This window comes from Ensifer sp. KUDG1 (genome assembly GCF_050434285.1).
Taxonomy (GTDB): Bacteria; Pseudomonadota; Alphaproteobacteria; order Rhizobiales; family Rhizobiaceae; genus Ensifer.
In genome coordinates, this window is record NZ_JBNDIG010000011.1 from 114,338 (window position 1) to 136,023 (window position 21,686).

General features: G+C 63.1%; 21 protein-coding genes. 12 read left to right on the top strand and 9 right to left on the bottom strand.

Going from position 1 to position 21,686, the window contains the following annotated elements; all coding sequences use genetic code 11:
- Positions 1–60 precede the first annotated feature (60 nt).
- The 4 genes from queC to M2267_RS24580 all read left to right on the top strand — a co-directional run bounded on the left by queC (position 61) and on the right by M2267_RS24580 (position 2,314).
- On the top strand, positions 61–771 hold the full coding sequence (queC, locus tag M2267_RS24565; RefSeq protein WP_429117994.1) for a 7-cyano-7-deazaguanine synthase QueC: 711 nt from the start codon (positions 61–63) through the stop codon (positions 769–771).
- Positions 771–1,127, top strand: coding sequence for a 6-carboxytetrahydropterin synthase QueD (queD, locus tag M2267_RS24570; protein WP_429117997.1), 357 nt, complete (start codon positions 771–773; stop codon positions 1,125–1,127). The genes queC and queD overlap by 1 nt, the downstream gene beginning before the upstream one ends.
- A complete protein-coding gene (gene queE / locus M2267_RS24575; RefSeq protein WP_429118000.1) occupies positions 1,124–1,861 on the top strand; it encodes a 7-carboxy-7-deazaguanine synthase QueE in 738 nt (245 codons plus the stop codon). The genes queD and queE overlap by 4 nt, the downstream gene beginning before the upstream one ends.
- Positions 1,862–1,963: 102 nt before the next feature.
- Complete coding sequence (locus M2267_RS24580) at positions 1,964–2,314, top strand: DUF488 domain-containing protein (protein WP_043611022.1); 351 nt, start codon at positions 1,964–1,966, stop codon at positions 2,312–2,314.
- A gap of 19 nt (positions 2,315–2,333) precedes the next feature.
- Here the strand turns inward: M2267_RS24580 and M2267_RS24585 are convergent, their stop codons facing one another.
- Together M2267_RS24585 and M2267_RS24590 are read right to left on the bottom strand one after the other, a co-directional pair.
- Complete coding sequence (locus M2267_RS24585) at positions 2,334–3,179, bottom strand: arylamine N-acetyltransferase family protein (protein WP_043611020.1); 846 nt, start codon at positions 3,177–3,179, stop codon at positions 2,334–2,336.
- A gap of 2 nt (positions 3,180–3,181) precedes the next feature.
- Positions 3,182–4,348 carry a serine hydrolase domain-containing protein gene (locus M2267_RS24590; protein ID WP_429118005.1) on the bottom strand — a complete coding sequence of 389 codons (1,167 nt, stop codon included), beginning with the start codon at positions 4,346–4,348 and terminating at the stop codon, positions 3,182–3,184.
- 198 nt (positions 4,349–4,546) lie between these two features.
- Here M2267_RS24590 and M2267_RS24595 point away from each other — a divergent pair, with 198 nt between their 5' ends.
- The 3 genes from M2267_RS24595 (at position 4,547) to M2267_RS24605 (ending at position 7,264) form a co-directional block, all read left to right on the top strand.
- Positions 4,547–5,362 (top strand): SDR family NAD(P)-dependent oxidoreductase, encoded by an 816-nt coding sequence (locus M2267_RS24595; protein WP_429118008.1) that lies wholly within the window; start codon positions 4,547–4,549, stop codon positions 5,360–5,362.
- Positions 5,363–5,369: 7 nt separating this feature from the next.
- Complete coding sequence (locus tag M2267_RS24600; RefSeq protein ID WP_429118010.1) at positions 5,370–6,263, top strand: LysR family transcriptional regulator; 894 nt, start codon at positions 5,370–5,372, stop codon at positions 6,261–6,263.
- A gap of 149 nt (positions 6,264–6,412) precedes the next feature.
- Entirely contained in the window at positions 6,413–7,264 is an 852-nt protein-coding gene (locus M2267_RS24605; RefSeq protein ID WP_429118012.1) for an alpha/beta fold hydrolase, read from the top strand.
- A 57-nt stretch (positions 7,265–7,321) separates the two neighbouring features.
- On the opposite strand, the gene M2267_RS24610 is transcribed toward M2267_RS24605, so the two are convergent.
- The 7 genes from M2267_RS24610 to M2267_RS24640 all read right to left on the bottom strand — a co-directional run bounded on the left by M2267_RS24610 (position 7,322) and on the right by M2267_RS24640 (position 15,894).
- A complete protein-coding gene (locus M2267_RS24610; RefSeq protein WP_429118014.1) occupies positions 7,322–8,398 on the bottom strand; it encodes an ABC transporter ATP-binding protein in 1,077 nt (358 codons plus the stop codon).
- Positions 8,395–10,659 carry a glycoside hydrolase family 2 protein gene (locus M2267_RS24615; protein WP_429118016.1) on the bottom strand — a complete coding sequence of 755 codons (2,265 nt, stop codon included), beginning with the start codon at positions 10,657–10,659 and terminating at the stop codon, positions 8,395–8,397. The genes M2267_RS24610 and M2267_RS24615 overlap by 4 nt, the downstream gene beginning before the upstream one ends.
- A gap of 8 nt (positions 10,660–10,667) precedes the next feature.
- Positions 10,668–11,489 (bottom strand): carbohydrate ABC transporter permease, encoded by an 822-nt coding sequence (locus M2267_RS24620; protein WP_043611007.1) that lies wholly within the window; start codon positions 11,487–11,489, stop codon positions 10,668–10,670.
- Positions 11,486–12,385, bottom strand: a complete 900-nt coding sequence (locus tag M2267_RS24625; RefSeq protein ID WP_429118019.1) for a carbohydrate ABC transporter permease — start codon at positions 12,383–12,385, stop codon at positions 11,486–11,488. The genes M2267_RS24620 and M2267_RS24625 overlap by 4 nt, the downstream gene beginning before the upstream one ends.
- 75 nt (positions 12,386–12,460) lie before the next feature.
- Complete coding sequence (locus tag M2267_RS24630) at positions 12,461–13,729, bottom strand: ABC transporter substrate-binding protein (protein ID WP_043611004.1); 1,269 nt, start codon at positions 13,727–13,729, stop codon at positions 12,461–12,463.
- Between the two features lie 126 nt (positions 13,730–13,855).
- Positions 13,856–14,872 (bottom strand): LacI family DNA-binding transcriptional regulator, encoded by a 1,017-nt coding sequence (locus tag M2267_RS24635; RefSeq protein WP_429118023.1) that lies wholly within the window; start codon positions 14,870–14,872, stop codon positions 13,856–13,858.
- 134 nt (positions 14,873–15,006) lie between these two features.
- Positions 15,007–15,894, bottom strand: coding sequence for a LysR family transcriptional regulator (locus M2267_RS24640; protein ID WP_429118026.1), 888 nt, complete (start codon positions 15,892–15,894; stop codon positions 15,007–15,009).
- A gap of 91 nt (positions 15,895–15,985) precedes the next feature.
- Here M2267_RS24640 and M2267_RS24645 point away from each other — a divergent pair, with 91 nt between their 5' ends.
- From M2267_RS24645 to yjfF, 5 genes are all read left to right on the top strand, one after another.
- Positions 15,986–16,888, top strand: coding sequence for an EamA family transporter (locus tag M2267_RS24645; RefSeq protein WP_429118029.1), 903 nt, complete (start codon positions 15,986–15,988; stop codon positions 16,886–16,888).
- 199 nt (positions 16,889–17,087) lie between these two features.
- Complete coding sequence (gene ytfQ, locus M2267_RS24650) at positions 17,088–18,050, top strand: galactofuranose ABC transporter, galactofuranose-binding protein YtfQ (RefSeq protein WP_043610998.1); 963 nt, start codon at positions 17,088–17,090, stop codon at positions 18,048–18,050.
- Positions 18,051–18,183: 133 nt separating this feature from the next.
- Entirely contained in the window at positions 18,184–19,698 is a 1,515-nt protein-coding gene (gene ytfR, locus M2267_RS24655) for a galactofuranose ABC transporter, ATP-binding protein YtfR (protein WP_429118032.1), read from the top strand.
- A complete protein-coding gene (locus tag M2267_RS24660) occupies positions 19,695–20,720 on the top strand; it encodes an ABC transporter permease (protein WP_429118034.1) in 1,026 nt (341 codons plus the stop codon). The genes ytfR and M2267_RS24660 overlap by 4 nt, the downstream gene beginning before the upstream one ends.
- Positions 20,717–21,685 (top strand): galactofuranose ABC transporter, permease protein YjfF, encoded by a 969-nt coding sequence (yjfF, locus tag M2267_RS24665; protein ID WP_429118037.1) that lies wholly within the window; start codon positions 20,717–20,719, stop codon positions 21,683–21,685. Before M2267_RS24660 ends, yjfF begins: the two co-directional genes overlap by 4 nt.
- Position 21,686 lies beyond the last annotated feature (1 nt).

A 21,686-nucleotide genomic window follows, 5' to 3' on the forward strand; every position in this document is an offset into this window, starting at 1 on the left:
CCCTAGAAGGCGCGCCGTAATCCGGTCGCAGCCTACCCGGTCAAAACAAGGACACCTATCATGAAGACAATCGTCATCTGCTCCGGCGGATTGGACTCGGTATCGCTTGCCCACAAGGTCGCAGCCGAGCAAGAACTCATTGGCCTGCTCTCCTTCGACTATGGCCAGCGACACCGCAAGGAACTGGACTATGCCGTCGCCTGCGCCAAGCGGCTCGGCGTTCCGCATCAGGTCATCGACATCCGCGCCATCGGCGCCCATCTCACCGGATCGGCACTGACGGACGATGTCGACGTGCCCGACGGCCACTATGCCGAAGAAACCATGAAAGCGACGGTGGTTCCGAACCGCAACGCCATCATGCTCGCCATAGCCTTCGGGCTGGCGGCGGCACAGAAAGCGGATGCGGTGGCGGTCGCCGTGCATGGCGGCGACCATTTCATCTATCCCGACTGCCGCCCCGGCTTCATCGACGCGTTTCAGGCGATGCAGAACCACGCACTCGACGGCTACGCCGACGTCAGGCTCTACGCGCCCTATGTGACGATCTCCAAGGCGGACATCGTCACCGACGGTGCGGGCCACGGAACGCCCTTTGCCGAGACCTGGTCCTGTTACAAGGGCGGGGCGCGCCATTGCGGGCGCTGCGGCACCTGCGTCGAGCGGCGCGAAGCTTTTCACCTGGCCGGGGTCGCCGACCCGACCGACTACGAGGATCCGGATTTCTGGGTGGCGGCGACGTCGGCCTTCGCGGCCGAGGAGGTGAAGTGATGTTCCGGATCACCAAGGAATTCCATTTCTCGGCCTCGCACCAACTGAAGAGCCTGCCCGCTGACCATCAATGCGCCCGGCTACACGGCCACAACTACGTCGTCGAAGTCGAACTTGCCGGCGCCGAGCTCAACGAACACGGCTTCGTGCGCGACTATCACGAGCTTTCGCCGCTGAAGCGCTACATCGACGAGAGCTTCGACCACCGTCATCTGAACGAGGTTCTCGGCCACGACCGGGTGACGGCCGAATGCCTGGCGAAGCATTTCTACGACTGGTGCAAGGCAAGGCTTCCGGAAACGTCGGCCGTGCGTGTCAGCGAGACGCCGAAGACCTGGGCGGAATACCGGCCATGAGCGGGCCGGCAGAAGCGCGCATTCGTGTCAGCGAAATCTTCGGGCCGACGATCCAGGGCGAGGGAATCCTGATCGGGCTGCCGACCGTGTTCCTGCGCACGGGCGGCTGCGATTATCGCTGCAGCTGGTGCGACACGCTGCACGCGGTCGATAGCGAATACCGTGAGCAATGGCTGCCGATGGGTGTCGAGCAGATCTGGCAGGAGGTCGTCAAGCTTTCCGGCGGCAAGCCGCTGACGGTCTCGCTTTCCGGCGGAAACCCGGCGATCCAGCCGCTGGCTCCCCTGATCGCACGTGGACGCGAGGAGGGGTACCGCTTCGCGCTGGAGACGCAGGGCAGCCTCGCCAAGGACTGGTTTGCCGATCTCGACGTACTGGTCTTGAGTCCGAAGCCGCCGTCGAGCGGCATGGAGACGGATTGGCATGCGTTCGACGGCTGTCTGCAGATGGCGGCGGGCAAGCCCACGGTGGCGCTGAAGGTCGTCATCTTCGACGACCGCGACTATGCCTATGCTCGCGATGCGGCGTCCCGCTACCCGCATCTGCCGCTCTACCTGCAGCCCGGCAACCATACGCCTCCACCCCCTGACGATGACGACGCCAAAGTCGACATCGACGGCATCATCGATCGCATGCTGTGGCTGGTCGGCAAGGTGACGGAGGATCGCTGGTTCGAGGCCCGCGTCCTGCCGCAGCTGCACGTCCTGCTCTGGGGCAACAGGCGCGGGGTGTAGGCGGCAGGCGCGCCTTTACCGCTTGCCGGCAAGCGCCTTCGCGCTTGGATCGCCAATCGGCGGCAGCTATGGTCCTCAAATCAGGACCAATGAGGGGCGTTCATGCAGCTGAAGACGAAACGTGTCTATGAGCCGAAGGCCGATGGCGACGGGATGCGCATCCTGGTCGATCGCCTGTGGCCGCGCGGTTTGACAAAGGCGGAAGCCGCGGTTGATCTCTGGCTGAAGGACATCGCGCCGACCACGGAGCTGCGCCGCTGGTTCCATGCGGATGAAGGCGCGTGGGAAGAGTTTCGCGAGCGCTACCTTGCCGAACTCGACGGCAATCCGGCGGCAGTTGACCTGTTGCGACAGCGCATCGCTGAGGGCCCGGTGACTTTGCTTTACAGCGTGAAGGATGAGGCCCGCAATCATGCGGAGATCCTCAAAAGCTACATCCTCGCCCATCGATAGACGAGGCGCCGGGTTCACGTCATGTCGTTGGAATGGATGCCTCGAATGCGCCGCCGACGCGCGCAGTGATCCGGCGCCAGTCGCCGTCGAGGGGTAATCCGAAGACGTCGATAAGGGCAGTTTCGATTGCCGGTGCATCGAATTCCTGGCGCGTGACGGTGCCGTTCCTGTCACGGATCGTCAGCCGGTTTCCGAGCAGGATGTTACGTGTCTCCTCCGTGGTCAACGTCACCAACAGGGTCTGTCGGAAAAGCGAATGCGGATCCGTGTATGTCGCGATGTTTGCGATCCGATACGCGTCCTCTCCACAAATGCTCGGCGATACCTCGTAGACCGGTACCCAGTCACGACCAAGCGATGCCTCCAGCAGGTAGCCATCGAGCGTTCGGCTCAGACGGAACGGCTCATGCGGCGTCGGTTGCGGTGTGGTCCGGTCGAAACGCAGCGGCGCGGTCGGCACGCAACTGCCGAAACCGACATCGACCAGATAGCCGACATCGTCCACGAAGACGCGGAGCGCCATGTGCGACCAGGCCGGCGGCGGCGCGCCCGGGGCGCGCATCCACAGGACGCGGGCGATCAAGGGATCCACCCGGTAGCCGAGCGATGTGAGCACGCGCTGCAACAGGCTGTTCTGCTCGAAGCAATAGCCGCCACGCCGGCGGTCGATGAGCTTGGCGTCGACCGCCGGCGGCGACAGGTCGATCCGACCGCCGAGAAGCACGTCGATGGCCTCGAAGGGGATCGACGCTGCATGGCGGGCGATGATCCTGCCAAGCGTTGTGAGATCGGGCGACAGCGGCCCGACATGACCGATGCGGGCGAAGTAGCGGCCGAGGTCGACGGGAAATGGGGCGCTCCGCATGGCTAGAGGCTCCGATAGATGGCGTCGCGAAGATCGTCCGGGAAACGTCCGTTCATGCCCTCGAAAGCGGTGTTGGTGAGCGCAAGGACTGACAGGCCGCGGGCCGGGTCGATGAACCACTTGTGCCCGTAGGCGCCGTCCCATTGCAGTGTGCCGCGCGACTGCGGTGTTCCCGCCATCTCGGGTTCGACAAGCACGGCGCCGCCGAAACCGAACTCCCACCCGGCGCCGGCGGCCAATCCGCCCGTCCTTGCCTGAATGTCGAACATCGAGCGGGTGCTGGCGGCGTCGAGCACCGGCGAGTGTCCGGTCCTGAGGCTTTCGAGTAGGCGGATCAGGTCGCCTGCCGTGCCTGCCATGCCGGCTCCTCCGGAGGGAAAGGCTCGAGGATTGAAGATCCGCCCGGGCGAGAGGCGCACGGGATTGCCGAAGAAGGGAACCGCATCGTCGCCAACGAGCCGCCGTGGCCGCGGCGAGGCATCGCCATAGTGGGCCACAAGCCTGCGTGTATCGGCCACCGAATAGGCGGTGTCGCTCATTCCCATCGGGCCTGTGACGATCGCCGCGATCGCCTCCGACAGCTTTGATCCCGTCGCCTGTTCGATGACCGCACCGAGCACGTCGAGGCTCATCGAATAGCCCCAGCCGTGTCCGGGCGGATAGGATAGCGGGATGGCGGTGAGCTTGCCGATGAGGGCCGTGAGATCATCGTCGGTGTCGTCGAGGCCGCTGCTGATGGCGTGCCGGTGGTACGGTCCATCGCCTTGCTCCATGAACACGTAGCTCAAACCGGCACTGTGCGTCAGGAGTTGGCGAATGGTTATCCGAGGCTCGCTGCCGTCCGGCAACTGCGGCCTGAACGCGGGCAGCCGTTCCGACACGATATCGTCGAGACCGATGGTGCCGCATTGCACCAGGTGGAGAGCGGCGACCGTGACGATCGGTTTTGCGACCGAGGAGAGCAGGAAGATGCTGTCCTCGGTCATCGGCCGGGCGGCTTCGCGGTCCGCGAGCCCGGCGGCATGTCGGTAGGCGGGCTCGCCGTCGATAAGGATCTCGACGACCGTGCCGACGATGCGCTGTTCATCCAGGGCTTCCGCAATCACCCGGTCGAGTTCGGCCTTCAGCCGCGTTCTGCGCTGTGATCTTCCCTGTCTTGTCGCACCCATGATCGTCTCCTGTGCTTCTCGAAACTGCGGCCCGATCGACGCTTCAGGGCGAAAGACGGGTTACCGGACAAAGGCAAAGCCCGTTCGCAGCGAAAGTCGATCGTCTGTTCCCGTATGGGAGGCATACGCGCCTGCACGAGGCAGCCGTCGTCGTCCGGCGCTAAAAACGGTGCGACAACGTCAGATGGAGTCGGGTTGATGAACACAAACAATCTGGGATTTGCAGGCAAAGTCGCCTTAGTCGCAGGCGCCAGCAAGGGTATCGGTGCGGCCACCGCCCGCGCCTTTGCGCAGGCCGGCGCATCCGTTGTCCTTCTTTCCCGTTCGAAGACGGCGGTCGAGGTGTTGGCAATTTCCATTCGCGAGGCGGGCGGGGACGCACTGGCGATCGCGGCCGATGTCGGCGACGAGAGTGCCATGAAGCAGGCGCTTGCAACCGTGATGCAGCACTATGGCCGGCTCGACGCCGCCTTCAACAATGCGACGGATGGAACCATGCCGGCCCCGCTTGCCGATCTCGATATCGAAGGGTTCGATCGCGGCATCCGCACCAACATTCGCGGCACCTTTCTCGGCATGCGTTACCAGATCGAGGCGATGGCGAGGGGCGGTGGCGGTGCGATCGTCAACATGGCGTCGGTTGCCGGCATCAACGGCACCTCTGGGCTTTCCGCCTATGTCAGTGCGAAGGCCGGGATCATCGGGCTGAGCAAGGCTGCGGCGCTGGACTATGCCGACCAGGGCATCCGGATCAATGTCGTTGCGCCCGGGCCGATCCTCACCCACCATCTCGAGGCCGCCGGCGCGGACATCCAGCGGCAGGCAGCACTTTCGACGCCGATGCGCCGGCTTGGCCGGGTGGAGGAGGTGGCCGCAAGCGTGCTCTGGCTCTGCTCCGATGAGGCGAGTTACATCACCGGTGTGGTGTTGCCGATCGACGGGGGCATGACGGCGGGCACGAAAGTGCCTATGAATTATCGTCGAGGCGAGCCGCCTCGGCCGGCTGAACCCTGAGGTGCCTGTGGACTGGGAAGAACTCCATCTTGTTCAGCACTTGGTCCGCCACGGCTCGCTGAGTGCAGCCGCCCGTGCGATGGGCACCACGCAACCGACGCTCAGCCGTCGCCTCGAGGCTTTTGAGCAGAAGACGCGCAAAACACTGTTCGAGCGGCAACCGGGCGGCCTCGTGCCGACCGCCGTGTGCCTCTCCATCCTTTCTGCGCTCGAGTACATGGAGGCAAACGCGCTTGCGGTGGAGCGGCGCCTTGCGGTGCAGGACGACGCACTAGAAGGCACCATCACCGTGACCAGCCTCGACTGGATCGGAGACTACCTCCTGGCGCCGATCCTGACCAAGTTTGCAGCAATGCATCCGGGCGTCAGCATTCACCTTTTGAACGATGGCCGGCGCTTCAACCTGTCCCGGCGGGACGCGGACATCGCCTTGCGTTTCGGCAGTTTCGACCAAAACGATATCGTCGAGCGCAAGGTTGTCGATGTCGCCTACGGCCTGTTTGCAACGGAAGCCTACCTTGATCGTTTCGGCCACCCGGATGTTGCGGGCGAAGGCAGGAACCAGACGATTGTCGAGCTGGTGGAGACGCCTGTGCGGGTATCGCTCTCGACCTGGCTTAAAGATCTTTTGCCGGAAGCGAGAGTGCTGCTGCGCACCAATTCGATCCGCTCGCAATTGAGTGCGGTTGAGACCGGACAGGCACTTGCCACGCTGCCGCACTTTATAGCCGCCGGCCGGAATGGCCTTGTGTCCCTTGACCTCGGCGTTGCCGCGCCGGTTCTGCCGCTGAAGCTCGGTGTTCACCCGGAATTACGTGAATTGCCGCGGGTGCGAAAACTCATGGATTTTGCCGTGTCGCAATTCGCGCCCCTGCGACTGAGCCTCAACCCGACAGGCTGAAGTGCCGGCGGACCAAGGCGCGAAGCATTTTCTGGGCACCGCAACGAATGCGCGAAATTTTCTTGGGCGTCGATGTCGGGATGTGACGACGTCATGCGTCTTAATCTCGAAGGCGGTGTTCAACCGCACCGACCACAAGGAGATTGAGAATGTTTCGTACCGCATTGATCGCTGGCGCCCTGCTGATGTCCGGCACCGCATTTGCCACGGCTGAGACTGTCGATGTCAACGGCATGAAGATGTACTACGAGGTCTCGGGCGAGGGCGAGCCGCTGGTCGTTCTGCACGGCGCCTATATGAACATTCCGTCGATGGGGGCGATCATCCCGAAGCTGGCCGAGACCCACAAAGTCTATGCGGTCGAGCTGCAGGGTCATGGCCGCACCACCGATATCGACCGGCCGATCACCTATCCGAACCTCGCCGACGACGTCGCCGCCTTCATGGATGCGGTGAAGCTCGAAAAGGCGGATGTCTTCGGCTACTCGATGGGTGCGGCTGCCGCCCTGCAGCTGGCGATCCGCCACCCGGAAAAGGTGAACAAGCTTGCGGCGGCATCCGTCGCCTATGATGCTGAGGGCTGGCAGCCGGAATTCAAGGCCGTGATCCCGCAGATGACCGTGGAGATGATCGTCGGCCTGCCCTTTGCCGAGGATTATCGCAAGCTCGCAGCCAATCCGGACGGTTTCCCGGAACTGGCCCGCAAGCTCATCCAGCTCGAAAAGGAGCCCATGGCCTGGGAGGCGGACGTCAAGGCGCTGAAGGCACCGGTTCTGATCATTGCCGGCGACGCCGATGTGGCGACGCTCGATCACAACGTTGCGATGTTCCGCCTGCTCGGTGGCGGCGCGATGGGCGACATGGGCAAGCCGCTTTCGGCTTCGCGTCTCGCCATCCTGCCGGCAACGTCGCACACGGCGGTCATCAATCAGACGGGCCTGCTCTACGCCTTCATCGAGCCCTTCCTGAAGGGTGAGACGCCGAAGGGCATGTTCCCGTAACAACAACGAACGGCGCCATCTTCACAGGCGGCGCCGTTCTGCCATGGTGGATATTTTCTAGCGCAGGCGCCTGCCGTCCGCGTCGAACACCAGAGCGGCCGTGGGCTCGAAGCGGGCGGCGATGCTGTCGCCGGACTTCAGGCCGCGGCCGTTTTTCGTTTCGATGATGATCAGCTCGCCGTCGCCGTGCCGGGCATAGGCAAAGGTCTCGCCGCCCAGATGCTCCAGCATATCGATCGTCAGATCGAGGCTCGCCGAGCCACTGTCGCCGAAATGCTCCGGGCGAATGCCGATGGTGACGGTGCTGCCGGGCGTTGCGTCCTTGACCGCAATCGGCAGCGTCGCATTGCCGAAATCCGGCAGGCGGACATGCTTTTCCCCGCCGGCACCCGTTTCGACGATCCCCTTCAAAAAGTTCATTTTCGGCGATCCGATGAAACCGGCGACGAAGAGATTGGCCGGATCGTCGTAGAGGTCGAGTGGCGAGCCGACCTGCTCGACCACGCCGCCGCGCATGACGACGATCTTGTCGGCAAGCGTCATCGCCTCGACCTGGTCGTGGGTGACGTAGACGATCGTGGTCTGAAGCTTCTTGTGCAGCCTGGCGATTTCGATGCGCATGTGCACCCGCAGTTCCGCATCGAGGTTCGACAACGGCTCGTCGAAGAGGAAGATCTTCGGGTGCCGCACGATCGCCCGGCCGATCGCCACACGCTGGCGCTGGCCGCCGGAAAGCTGCTTCGGCTTGCGGTCGAGCAGCGGTCCGAGTTCAAGAATGTTCGCCGCCTCGCCGACGCGTTGCTCGATCTCGGCCTTCGGCACGCCGGCAAAACGCAGCGCGAAGCCCATGTTCTCCCGGACCGTCATATGCGGGTAGAGCGCATAGGACTGGAACACCATGGCGATGCCGCGCTTGGAGGGGTCGACATCGTTCATGCGCTCGCCGCCGATCGTGAGATCACCTGAGGTGATCTCCTCGAGGCCGGCGATCATCCGAAGCAGGGTCGACTTGCCACACCCGGACGGCCCGACGAAGACGACGAATTCGCCGGTCTTGATGTCGAGGTCGACACCTTTGATGACCTCGAAGGTGCCATAGGACTTTCTGACGTCTTTAAGTTGGAGTTCGCTCATGCAGCCGCCGCCTCGTCCGACACTGCCGAAAGCTCCAGTCTCACGGTGCCGAGCCGTGTCGAAGTCACCACGACTGCGATGCCGCCGGCAGCCCCCGTCGTTTCCAGCCAGAAGCCGGTCGAACCGCCCTGGAAAACCAGGCTCTCAGGCCCGACCAGGCGGGCAGGGCCGGTGACGGTCACATCGACCGCATCGTTGAGGAACGGCAGCACGTTGCCGGCCTGATCGAGCGCGCGGACGATCACCCGCACGCTGTCGCGCCCTTCGGCCCGGAGGGTCGTGCTGTCGGCGACCACCTCGAGCGTCGTCGGCACCGGATCGGCGACCATGCGCAGGTTGGCGACAGGTTCGCCGTCGATGAAACCGGTGAAGGCGGCGTCTTCCCACTTCATGCCCCAGACGCCGAGTTCGTCCTTGGTGAAGTGGCGATGGTCGATGACGACGGGCGGATGCGGCAGATGCGGGAAGTTTTCGCGATCCGGGCCGACGCGCTTGACAAGCGAGCCGTATTTCAGCTCGACTTCGTCGCAATTGGTGAGCACGATCAGCGGCAGAACGCCACCGATGTTGCGCTCGCCGCGTGCCCAGAAGGTGACCGGCTTCATCACCACGCCCTCCGACGGTTCGCCTTGGCTGGCATAGACATAGGCCGCGAATTTCGGCTGGCGGAACATGTCCATGACACCGTGATAGCAGATCCGGTCGCCGGAGCCGAAGTCCTTGTGGGTGTTGTAGTCGAACATGCACCAGCCGACGGCGCCGGAAATGCTCGGGTCGCCATAGGCCGCGTTCAGCACTTCCAGATGCCGGCGCACATGCTCGGCCTGGCGCTGCTCCTGGTCGTAGATCTTCGTCGGAAACATGTGACCGCCGAATTCGGTGATCATATAGGGGACCTTGCGGGTGAGGCCGGTGCATTCCTGCTGCGGCCGCAGCGCCGTGCGTGGGCGGTTCGCGCCCGGCAGTTCCTCGTTGCCGAGGATGAAGTCGTTCATGGTGTAGACGTCTTCGAGGTACTCGCTGTCGGTGATGTAGCGCACGCCGCCGGTCTGCCGCGTCGGGTCGAGTTCGCGCGCCAGCCGGTTGGTCTCGGCGTAGAAATCATGCGAGTCCTGGGATTCGTTGATGCGCACGCCCCAGATAATGATCGACGGATGGTTCCAGTCGCGCTCGATCATGCGGCGGACATTCTCGATCGCTTCCCGCTTCCAGCTGTCGCCGCCGATATGCTGCCAGCCGGGGATTTCCTCGAACACCAGCAGGCCGATGCGGTCGCAATGGTCGAGGAACCATTTTGACTGCGGATAGTGCGAGGTGCGAACGAGATTGCAATGCAGCGTGTTCTTCAGGAGTTCCGCGTCGCGTTCTTGTGCCGTACGGCCCATGGCGTAGCCGACATAGGGGAAGGCCTGGTGGCGGTTGAGGCCGCGGATCTTCAGCGGCCGGCCGTTGAGCTTGAACCCCTCGGTGGTGAATTCGGCCGTGCGGAAGCCGAAGCGCGACGACAGCCGGTCGCTGCCACGGTCGCTGCGCAGTTGCGCCTCGACTTCATAGAGAACGGGGCTGTCGATATCCCAGAGCGAAAGCCCCTTCAGCCCCTTGAGCTCAAGCGTGACGCTCTCGCCGCGGCTTTCGCCGGCAACTTCCGCCAGCACCTTGCCGTTCGCGTCCTTGAGCAGCGCGGTAATTGTGCCGGTGAAAGCCAGTCCTTGCGGATTGGCGAGGTCGCAACGGATCGAGACGGACTTGGTTTCGCTCAGCGCATCGCGGGTCTCGATCTTGAGATTGGCGATCGAAACGGTATCGGTGACCTTCAGCCAGACGTCGCGATAGATGCCGGCATAGGTGAGGTAATCGATGCGACCGCCGAAGGGTGGGATCTCGGGGTTCTCGCTGCCGTCGATCTTGACGGTGATCAGGTTCTCGCCCTCCCGCAGCTTGTCCGTCAGGCGCGCTTCGAATGGCGTGTAACCGTCCTTGTGGGCGATGATCTCTTCGCCGTTGAGGTAGAGGACGGCGTCGGCCATGGCGGCGTCGAAGACGAGCGAGACTTCGCGGCCGTGAAACTCCCGACGCCAGGCGAGCACCTTCTGGTAGGTGAAGGCGCGGTGATAGGAGGTCTCGTCGAAATAGTTGAACGGCAGTTCCACCGCATTGTGCGGTAGGCTGACCGGCTTGCCCACCTGCAGGCGCCCGGCGCTTGCCGCATCGAAGCCTTCGGAGAAAATCCAGCTGTCGTTGAAAGAGGTAACAGAACGCATGATCATTCCTATTTGACTGAGCCCAGCATTCCCTGGACGAATTGGCGTTGCATGAAGAAGAAGACCGCGAGGGTGGGAAGCGTCGCGAGAATGGTGCCGACCATGACGACGCCGTAGTCGGGGTAGTAGGCAGACGCGAGGGAGGAGATGACCAGCGTGATCGTCTTCTGCTCGTTCGACTGCAGCACGATCAGCGGCCAGAGATAGTTGTTCCACGCCGTCATGAAGACGATGATGAAGGCGGCCGCATAGGTCGAGCGCATCACCGGCACGTAGATGAACAGGAAGATCTGCCATTCCTTGAGGCCGTCGACCTTGGCCGCGTCACGCAGTTCGGACGGGAAGGCCTTGGTGGTCTGGCGGAAATAGAAGACGATGAAGGCCGAGCCGATCGTCGGCAGAACGACGGCAAGGTGCGTGTTGATCAGCCCCGCCTTGCCCATCATGATGAAGAGCGGGATCATCAGCGCGGCAAACGGGATCATCATTGTGATCAGCATGGCGCTGTAGATCCGATCGCGGTGGCGCGAGCGGAACATCTCGAAGCCGTAGCCGGCAAGCGACGAGACGGCGAGCGTCAGCACCGTCGCCAGAATGGCGATCTTGGCCGAATTCCAGAAGACCAGCGGTGCGTTCACCTGGGTGAAGAAGGTGGCGATGTTGGTGGCAAGCGCGCTGCCCGGCATCATCCTGCCCTTGATGATGTCGATCGACGAATTGGTTGCGCCGAGAAGCATCCAGACGAAGGGAAAGATCGAGAGAAAGGCCATCAGCCCGACGAAGCCGTAGGTGACGATGGTGCCGGCGATACGTGTGGTTCCGTTGCTCATCGGTCGCGCTCCCGTGCCGCGAAGAACTGGAGGCAGGCGAGCAGGGCAACGAGCACGACGATCACATAGGAGACCGTCGCCGCGTAGCCGAAATTCGGCATGAAGCGGAAGGTCAGGTTGTAGATGTAGAGCGAGAGCGTCAGCGTCGCGTTCGACGGGCCACCCTTGCCTTCAGTCAGGTTATAGACCTCGTCGAAGAGCTGGATCGTGCCGATCGTCGAAATGATCGTTGTGAACAGGATGACGGGTTTCAACAGCGGGATGGTGATGTGGGTGAAGCGTGCCCAGGCGGGCACGCCATCGATCCGGGCGACCTCATAGATCGACTTGTCGATGTTCTGCATCGCCGCGAGGTAGAAGATCATGTTGTAGCCGGTCCAGCGCCAGGTGATCGCGATGATGACGAGGGTTTTGGCCCAGAAGGGATGCGTCAGCCACGGGATCGGCGAGGCGATGAGGCCGATCGCCTCGAGCGTGGAATTGACGATGCCGTCGAGCGCGAACATGCCCTTGAACAGCACCGAATAGGCAACGAGCGAGGTGACGCAGGGCAGGAAGATGGCGGTACGGAAGAAGCCTCGGCCAACGAGTTTGGGGTTGTTGAGCAGTGACGCCAGGATCAGCGCCAGAAGGATCATGATCGGCACCTGCACGACGAAATAGGTCAGCGTGTTGGTAAGTGCCTTGATGAAGACCGGATCGTTCCAGAGGCGGACGATGTTGGCGAAACCGGCGAATTTCAGCATCATGCCGCGGCCGGACTGGAATGACATCCAGAGCGACCAGAGGATCGGGTAGATCATGAAAAGCGCGATCAGCCCGAGCGCCGGCGCGACGAAGAGCCAGCCATTGACGTTGTAGTATCGGCCGATGCCGCCGCGGCGCGCGAGAGCCATCATCATCCTCATGGGTAAAAGGAGCCGTCGGCCGTGGCTTTTGCCACGGCCGGATGCGGTCAGTCGCGGGAGCGATTACTGGATCTGGGCGCTGACTTCGGCGTCGATTGCCTTCAGCACCTCGTCAACCGGCGTGCCCTGGTTCAGGGCCGGTAGCTGCGCGGTGACGGCGGTGTCCGCCTCGTTCGTGAAGACGCCGTAGTTGACCGAGGGTACTTTCGCGAGCCAGTCCGAGAAATTCTGCCAGACCTTTTCGCCGCCGAAGAAGGCATCGGCCTCGCCATAGGCGGCCCCGCTACGGGCAGCGAGCAGCGAGCCGACGGCGCCGCGATCGGTCAGGATCGTCTGGTAGAAATCGACGTCCTTGGCGTAGACCTCGTTCAGGAAGTCGATCGCTTCGGCCTTTTCGGCCGAGCCTTCAAGCACGTACCAGCTCGATCCGCCGAGGTTGGAGGCATGCGTTGCGCCGTCGATCGACAGCGCCGGGATCGGCGCCACGCCCCACTTGCCGGACTGGTCCGGCTGCGCCTTGACGGTGCCGGTGATCCACACGCCGGTGATGACGGTGGCGACATCGCCCGAGGTGAAGGTACCGACCCAGTCGGACCAGCCGGCGGCCGGCTTGTAGATGTTGGCGGCCATGATCTTGTTGATCGTTTCCAGCGACGCCTTCAGGGCCGCGTTGCCGGTGATGTTGGCCTTGCCTTCCTTGTCGAAATACCATTGCCCGGCCGATTGCATGATGATGCGCACGAGGCCCGCGTCGGTCGGGTCGAGACCCATCATCTTCTTGCCGGTCTTGGCCTCGACCTGCTTTCCGATCTCGATGAAGCGATCCCAGGTGATGCCTTGCATGTCCTCCGGCTTGAAGCCGGCCTGCTCCAGATAATCCTTGCGATAGTAGAGGCCGGTGACGCCGGAATCGAACGGCATGCCGTAGACCTGGCCATCGAGTGTCATCAGCTCGACCTTGTAGGGAGCGAAGCCGGAATAATCGACGGTGCCGGAGAGCGGCGCGAAGGCGCCGGGGAAGGACTGCAGATATTTCTGCGCGCCGTAGTCTTCGATCAGAACGATGTCAGGCAGGGCGTCCGCAGTGCCTGACGAAAGGCCGGTCTGCAGCTTCTGCTCGACGTCGGCCTTGGCGAAATCTACGATGTTGAAGGTCACGTCCGGGTGCGTCTTGGTGTAGCGCGCGCCGGCCTCCTTCATGATCGCGACGTTGAAGTTCGGATCCCAGCACCAGATGGTGATTTCCTTGGCCTCGGCGGCCGTGACGGCCAAGAGGCTGGCGCCTGCAAGCGCGATGGCGGCAAAGCGCGGCAGATAGGTACGCATGTCCATAGTTTCTCCTCCCTCGAAATTCGTTCCCCGAGACGTTCCTCCTGGTCTCGGCGCGGAGTATTTCGCAAAATTCTGGAGAAGGCAATATTTCAGTAAATTTTTACCACGCGTTTTTTACCGACCGTTTTACGCGCCGGCGGCAGCCGTGCTGCCACGCCAGACCATTTCGGTTCCGAGGATCACCTTCTTCGCGACGTCGCGTCCGGTCAGCCGCTCGACCAGAAGGTCGACGGCCGTCTCGCCGATCACTTCGGCCGGGATCTTCACCGTCGAAAGCGGTGGCCCGAGAAACTGGGCGACAGGAATGTCGTTGAAACTCGCCACAGCGACATCGTCGGGAATCCGCAGCCCCATCTCGTGAATGGCGCGGTAGGCGCCGATCGCCATGTTGTCGTTGCAGGTGACAAGGATCTTGGGCGGATTGGGCTTCGACAGCATCGCCTTGGCGAGCGTATAGCCGCTGTCCGGCGTCAGCTTCTCGACCATGCAGAGTTCGGGATCGTAGAGGCTGGCCTTCGTCATCCAGTGGATGAAGGCGCGGCAGCGACGCTCGGAATGGATGTCGTCCTTGTCTCTGAAAGCGTCGATCCAGCCGAGAAAGCCGATGCGGCGGTATCCCATGCCGTAAACGCCGTCCAGCAGGCGGTTCATCGCGATCGAGACGTCGCTCATCACACTGTCGTCGACATCATCGTCGGGGGCGAAATCCGCAAAGACCAGATGGCGGCTGTGCCGCCGCAGCCAGTGGACTTCTTCGCCATAGTGGTGGCCGACGGCGACGACGCCATTCGCCCCCTGCAGGATCGCCGCCTCCGGCAGGTTGCCGTTGTGGAAGACTTTCACCACCTCGATCTTCAGAGCCTGGCAGCGGTTTTCGATGCCGAGCCGGACGCCGACATAATACGGGTCGATCAGTTCCTGGGCAGGCTGAAGGAAATGCACCAGTGCGAACTTCAGGCCCTGCATCGGCCCGGCGCCGCGGCCGCGGTTGCGGGGCGTCGCGTAGTTCAGCGCCTCGGCCGTTTCGATGATCGCCTGTCGCTTCTTGGTCGATATCGAAAGGGTCGGATCGTAGTTCAACACTCGAGAGACCGTCGCCGAAGAGACCCCGACAGCCGAAGCGATTTCCTTGATTGTGACCATATCCAATGTCCTGCCCGCCGATACTGCCCTCGTTTCGGGCGCGGCGCGATTTTTATTTAGTAAAATTTTGCCTCGGCTTTTTCAATCTCTGGGCGTCTTATTTCGTTCATGGAAAGGGGCGCGGCCGCGCGCGGTCACGCGGCGCGGCCGGTTGCCAGGGCCTGCGCTTGCAGTTCGTCGGAAAGAAACGCCCAAAGGGCCGAGACCGGGCGGGACGCCAGACCCTGATCGTCGGCGGCGAAAAGCCCAAGCTCGATCACCGGGGCGGGCGGCAGGCCCTCTTCGGCGCCGAGAACCCGCATCGTGTTGGGGCGGATGTTGAGATCCAGGAGAACGGCGATGCCAAGGCCCGCCTCGATCATCGATTGGATGGAGGACAGGCTGGCGCTTGTCAGCACCGTGCGCCAGGGACGATCCCCGCCCTTCAGCGCTTCGATCATCTTCTGCCGCCAGGTGCAGACCCCGTCGAAGGTGATGAGCGGCAGCGGCCCTTCCGGCGGCACCTCGAAACCGCGTGCGGCAACCCACCGGAGCGGCAGTCGCCAGGTAAGGATCGGCTCGCCGCGGATCAGCGCCGGGTCGCCGATCGCGACATCGAGCTCGCCCTGCGACAGCTTTTCCGACAACACGGTGCTTTCGGTCACCGTCAGTTCGAGCGCCACATTCGGATGGCATTCGGCGAAGCGCTGCAGCGCCCTCGGCAGTGAGCCGACCGCGATATCCTCGATCATGCCGAAGCGGATCGGTCCCTGGACGGCCTGTCCGGCAAGCGCGCGCCGGGCGCCGGCGCTGAGCCCCAGCATCTTCTGCGCATAGGGCAAGAGCACATGCCCGGCTTCGGTCAGGTCCATCCCTCTTGCGTTGCGGTTCAACAGTCTCGCGCCGAGATCGTCCTCCAGCCGGCGCAGCTGCATGCTGACGGCCGCTTGCGTCCGTGCCAGCCGCTGCGCCGCACCGCTGACGCTGCCGCATTCCGCCGTCACGACGAAGGCGCGCAACAGGGCGATATCCAGATCATGCATATAACGATCCCTTATGAAGGCATCACAATTATTAGCGTTCCTTATTGTGCAGGGATTGCTATGTCTGTTCAAGCCCAAGAGGAGAACGGACATGGCGGAAACGGAGACGACAGCGAATAGCGCGTGGAGCGAACGGGGTGCGGCGGGTGACGCCAACGGGCGCGTCACGATCGCCATCGTCTTTTGCCTGCTCTCGATGTCGAGCGTGCAGTTTGGCGCCGCACTCTCGAAACCGGCCATGGAAAGCGTCGGCGCCTTCGGCGCGACCTGGCTGCGGCTCTCCTGGGCGGCCGCCTTCCTGCTTGTTCTCGTCCGCCCGCCTTTTTTCCGCTACACCCGGGCGCAGTGGATTTCCGGGCTTTCGCTCGGCGCGACGATGGCGGTGATGACGCTCTGTTTCTTCGCGGCGATCGCGCGCATCCCGCTCGGCCTTGCGGTGGCGATCGAGTTTCTCGGTCCCCTGACCGTTGCGGCCGTTTTCGGCGGTCGTGGCTGGCGCCTGCTCTGCCCACTAATCGCAGCCGCCGGCGTGCTCTGCCTTTCCTGGGACGGCTCCTCCTGGGTTGCGGATACGCGCGGGCTTCTGTTCGCCTTCGGTGCGGCGATCGGCTGGGGCGGCTATATCATCCTGATGAGGCAGGCCGGCCAACGCTTCAAAGGATTGGAGGGGCTTGCCGTTTCGCTGCTCTTTGCAGCGTTGTTTGCGACGCCGTTCGGCCTGTCTCAGGTCCAAGCCGGCTTCTCCTTCGACATGCTCTTGATGACGGCCGGGCTTGCCATCCTGGTGCCGCTGCTGCCCTACGCGCTCGAATTCATGGCGCTGCGGCGCATGCAGCCGTCGGCCTTCGGTATCCTGATGAGCCTCGAGCCGGCGATCGGTGCCGGTGCCGGCTTCCTCGTGCTCGGGCAGGCGCTCTCCCTCAACCAAATCTTCGGCGTGGTCCTCGTCATGCTCGCGAGCGCCACCGGGACCTTGCTGGCTGCGAAAGCCTAGCGCGCAGCAGCCAGTCGGCCTTCTGAAAATCCCGGCTGGGTGCCGGCGCCTCACCAGGCGCCGCGCCCCTTCACGCCGACCTCTCGTAAAAATTCGACCGCGTGGCGTGCCACAGGCAAAATGTGCCCGTTTACAAAAGTAATATTATATGATTTTTTCTCATAGGCTGCGTGGAGGCAGCTTTCTTTGGGAGGAAATCATGAAAATCGCCAAGGCACTTGCGAGTGCAACGATCCTTGCTGCCTGCACGTTCGGCAGCGCTTCGGCCGCGGACCTCGTTGTCGGCTTTTCGCAGATCGGCTCGGAGTCCGGCTGGCGCGCCGCCGAGACGACGCTGACCAAGCAGCAGGCCGAACAGCGCGGCATCGACCTCAAATTCGCTGACGCACAGCAGAAGCAGGAAAACCAGATCAAGGCGATCCGCTCCTTCATCGCGCAAGGGGTGAACGCCATCCTCGTCGCCCCTGTTGTCGCCACCGGTTGGGACGAAGTGCTGCAGGAAGCCAAGGACGCGGAAATCCCGGTCATCCTGCTCGATCGCACGGTCGATTCGTCGAAGGATCTCTACCTGACGGCGGTCACGTCCGACCTCGTGCATGAGGGCAATGTGGCCGGCAAATGGCTGGTCGATGCGACCGCGGGCAAGCCCTGCAACGTCGTCGAGCTTCAGGGCACGACCGGTTCGTCGCCGGCGATCGACCGCAAGAAGGGCTTCGAACAAGCGCTTTCCGGCCACGACAACCTGAAGATCGTCCGCAGCCAGACAGGCGACTTCACCCGCACCAAGGGCAAGGAAGTCATGGAAAGCTTCCTCAAGGCCGAGGACGGCGGCAAGAACATCTGCGCGCTCTACGCCCACAACGACGACATGGCCGTCGGTGCCATCCAGGCGATTAAGGAAGCCGGCCTGAAGCCGGGCAAGGATATCCTTGTCGTGTCGATCGATGCCGTTCCGGATATCTTCCAGGCGATGGCCGCCGGCGAAGCCAATGCCACGGTCGAGCTGACGCCGAACATGGCCGGTCCCGCCTTCGATGCGCTTGCCGCCTTCCAGAAGGATGGCACGGCGCCGCCGAAGTGGATCCAGACGGAATCGAAGCTCTACACGCAAGCCGACGAGCCGCTGAAGGTCTACGAGGAAAAGAAGGGCCTCGGCTACTGACGTCGGCCGTGGCCCGCGCTGCTTCTCGCGCGGGCCACGCTCTTGTCCGAATTTCCGGCCGAAGAGCGCAGCTTGCCGCAGCCAGGCGCTGCGCTCTTCGCCCGCAGATACCAGCATCGCGGAGACGGTATCGATGCAGACCAGTGATCACATTCTCCAGGCGATCCGGATCGAAAAGACCTTTCCGGGGACCAGAGCTCTCGACAAGGTCGATTTTTACCTCAGGCGCGGCGAGGTTCATGCGCTGCTTGGCGAAAACGGTGCCGGCAAGTCCACCCTGATCAAATGCCTGACCGGAGCCTACCGGCGCGACGGCGGCGCCATTCTGCTCGATGACACCGAGGTCGATCCGCGCGACACCTTCGAGGCCCAGGCACTCGGCATCGGCACGGTTTATCAGGAGGTCAACCTGCTGCCGAACCTGACAGTTGCGGAGAACCTCTTCCTCGGGCGCCAGCCCCGCCGTTTCGGCATGGTCGACACCCGTGCCATGAACCGGCGCGCGCGAGATCTGCTTGCCGATTACGAACTCGACATCGACGTCACTCGCGATCTCGCCAGCTATTCGGTCGCCATCCAGCAGGTCGTCGCGATTGCCCGGGCCGTCGATCTCTCCGGCAAGGTGCTGATCCTCGATGAGCCGACGGCGAGCCTCGATGCGCATGAGGTGGCGATGCTGTTTCGCATTGTCAGGCGCCTCAAGGCGCGCGGCCTCGGCATCGTCTTCGTCACCCATTTTCTCGAACAGGTCTATGAGATTTCCGACCGGATCACCGTGCTCCGGAACGGGCAGCTTGTCGGAACGCGCGAAACTGCCGGCCTCGATCGCCGCGAACTGATCGCGATGATGATCGGCCGCGAATTGGCGGCGGAAATCCATGCGCCGCGCGCGGAGGCCCAGCAAGGGCCGTTGCGCTATCGCTTTCGCAACTATGGCCGCAAGGGTCGTGTCCGTCCCTTCGATCTCGACGTTCGCGCCGGCGAAGTGGTCGGCATGGCCGGCCTGCTCGGCTCCGGACGGACGGAGACCGCGGAGCTCCTCTTCGGCGCCTATCGCGCCGATAGCGGCGAGGCCGAAATCGACGGTCGTGCGGTCGACCTTTCGTCGCCGCGGGCCGCCATCCGGCACCGCTTTGGTTTCTGCCCGGAAGATCGCAAGACTTCAGGCATCATCGGCGATCTCTCGGTGCGCGAAAACATCGTGCTTGCCCTGCAGGCCCGTCGTGGCTGGACCCGGCCGATCTCGCGGGCGGAGCAGAACCGTCTGGCCGACCACTATATCCGCGCGCTCGATATCCGCACGGCCGACCGGGAGAAGCCGATCAAGCTCTTATCCGGCGGCAACCAGCAGAAGGCGATCCTCGCACGCTGGCTCGCCACCGAACCGGAATTCCTGATCCTCGACGAGCCGACACGCGGCATCGATGTCGGCGCCCATGCGGAAATCGTCAAGCTGATCGAGGCGCTGCGCGAAAAGGGCCTGTCGCTGATCGTCGTCTCCTCGGAGATCGAGGAACTGGTCGCCTACAGCACCCGCGTGATCGTGCTTCGCGATCGCGCCCATGTCGCCGAACTCGATGGCGGTCGGATCACCGCCGGTGAGATCGTCGAGGCGATCGCCGCAACCGATGAAAGGAGGACGTCGTGACGTCGTTCCTCAGGCTCTATTTCAACCGGTTGCTGCCGCAACTGATCGCGCTCGGCGTCATCGTCGTGGCCGTATCGCTGGTGTTTCCCGGCTTCCTCAATCTGCAGATCCAGAACGGCCGCCTCTATGGCAGCCTCATCGATATCCTCAATCGCGGCGCACCGGTGGTGCTCCTGGCGATCGGCATGACGGTCGTCATCGCCACCAAGGGCATCGACCTCTCCGTCGGCGCCGTCATGGCGATCTGTGGCGCAACCGCTGCCGCCTCGATCACCTCGGGGCATTCGCTCGCTGCAACGCTGCTGATTACGCTCGGCGTCGGCATTCTCTGCGGTCTCTGGAACGGGGTGCTGGTCGCGGTGCTCGACATCCAGCCGATCATCGCGACGCTGGTCCTGATGGTCGCCGGACGCGGCATCGCCCAGCTCATCACCGAGGGTGCGATCCTGACCTTCAACGATCCTGGCCTCATCTTCATCGGCAGCGGTTCCTTTGCCGGCCTGCCGATGCCGGTGGTGATCTGGCTGGTTTTCGGAATATTGATCGCGGTGCTCGTCCGGCGCACCGCGCTCGGCATGCTGATCGAGGCGATCGGCGTCAATCGCCAGGCGAGCACCCTGTCCGGCGTACTGACGCCGGTGCTCCTAATCGCCGCCTATGTCCTTTCCGGGCTCTGCGCCGCCATCGCCGGCATCATCGCCGCCGCCGATATCCGCGGTGCGGATGCCAACAATGCCGGCCTGTGGCTGGAGCTCGACGCCATTCTCGCGGTGGTCGTCGGCGGCACGTCGCTGCTGGGAGGCCGCTTCAGCATTGCCGCATCTGTGCTCGGCGCCATCATCATCCAGGCGATCAACACCGGCATTCTTCTCTCCGGCTTCCCGCCGGAGTTCAACCTGATCATCAAGGCCGCAATCATCGTCTTCATCCTGGTGCTTCAGTCGCCGCGGTTCCGCACCGCCTTTGCCTTCCTCGTGCCGGCGCGCGGCGCGAGAAACCCGAGCGAGCGAGCCGCAAAATGAAGCCGAAATATCTTCCGCTCACCGCGACGCTTGTGATCTTCCTGCTCGGCTACGCGCTCTGCGTGCTGCAGTATCCGAACATGCTGTCGACGCGTGTTATCGGCAACCTTCTGACGGACAACGCCTTTCTCGGCATCGCCGCCGTCGGCATGACCTTCGTCATCATCTCCGGCGGCATCGATCTTTCGATCGGCTCGGTCATCGCCTTTACCGGCGTATTTCTCGCCGTCGTGCTCGAACACACGAGCCTCCACCCACTCATTGCCTTCGCGATGGTTCTGGTGATCGCGACGCTCTTCGGTGCCGCGATGGGGGCGATCATCCACTATCTGGAAATGCCGCCCTTCATCGTCACGCTGGCCGGCATGTTTCTCGCGCGCGGCATGGCCTTCGTGCTGTCGATCGATAGCATTCCGATCAAGCATCCTTTCTACGCGACCTTGAAGGGGCTCTATTTCAAGCTGCCGGGTGGCGGCCGTATCACGCTGATCGGCGGGCTGATGCTGCTCGTCTTTGCGATCGGTATTCTGATCGCACACCGCACACGCTTCGGCACCAATGTCTATGCGCTCGGCGGCGGCACAGCGACGGCGCGGCTGATGGGCGTGCCGGTCGCAGCGACGACAATCCGCATCTATGCCCTTTCGGGCCTGCTGGCGGGATTGTCCGGCATCGTCTTTTCGCTCTACACCTCGGCCGGCTATTCCCTTGCCGCCGTCGGCGTCGAGCTGGACGCCATCACCGCCGTCGTCATCGGCGGCACCCTTCTGACCGGAGGCTCAGGCTTCGTTGCCGGCACGCTGGTGGGCATCCTCATTCAAGGGCTGATCCAGACCTACATCACCTTCGACGGGTCGCTGTCGAGCTGGTGGACGAAGATCCTGATCGGACTTCTGCTCTTTGCTTTCATCCTGCTTCAGAAGGGCATCATCTTCGTTTCGCGCCAGCGTCAGCAGCGGGCGTGAG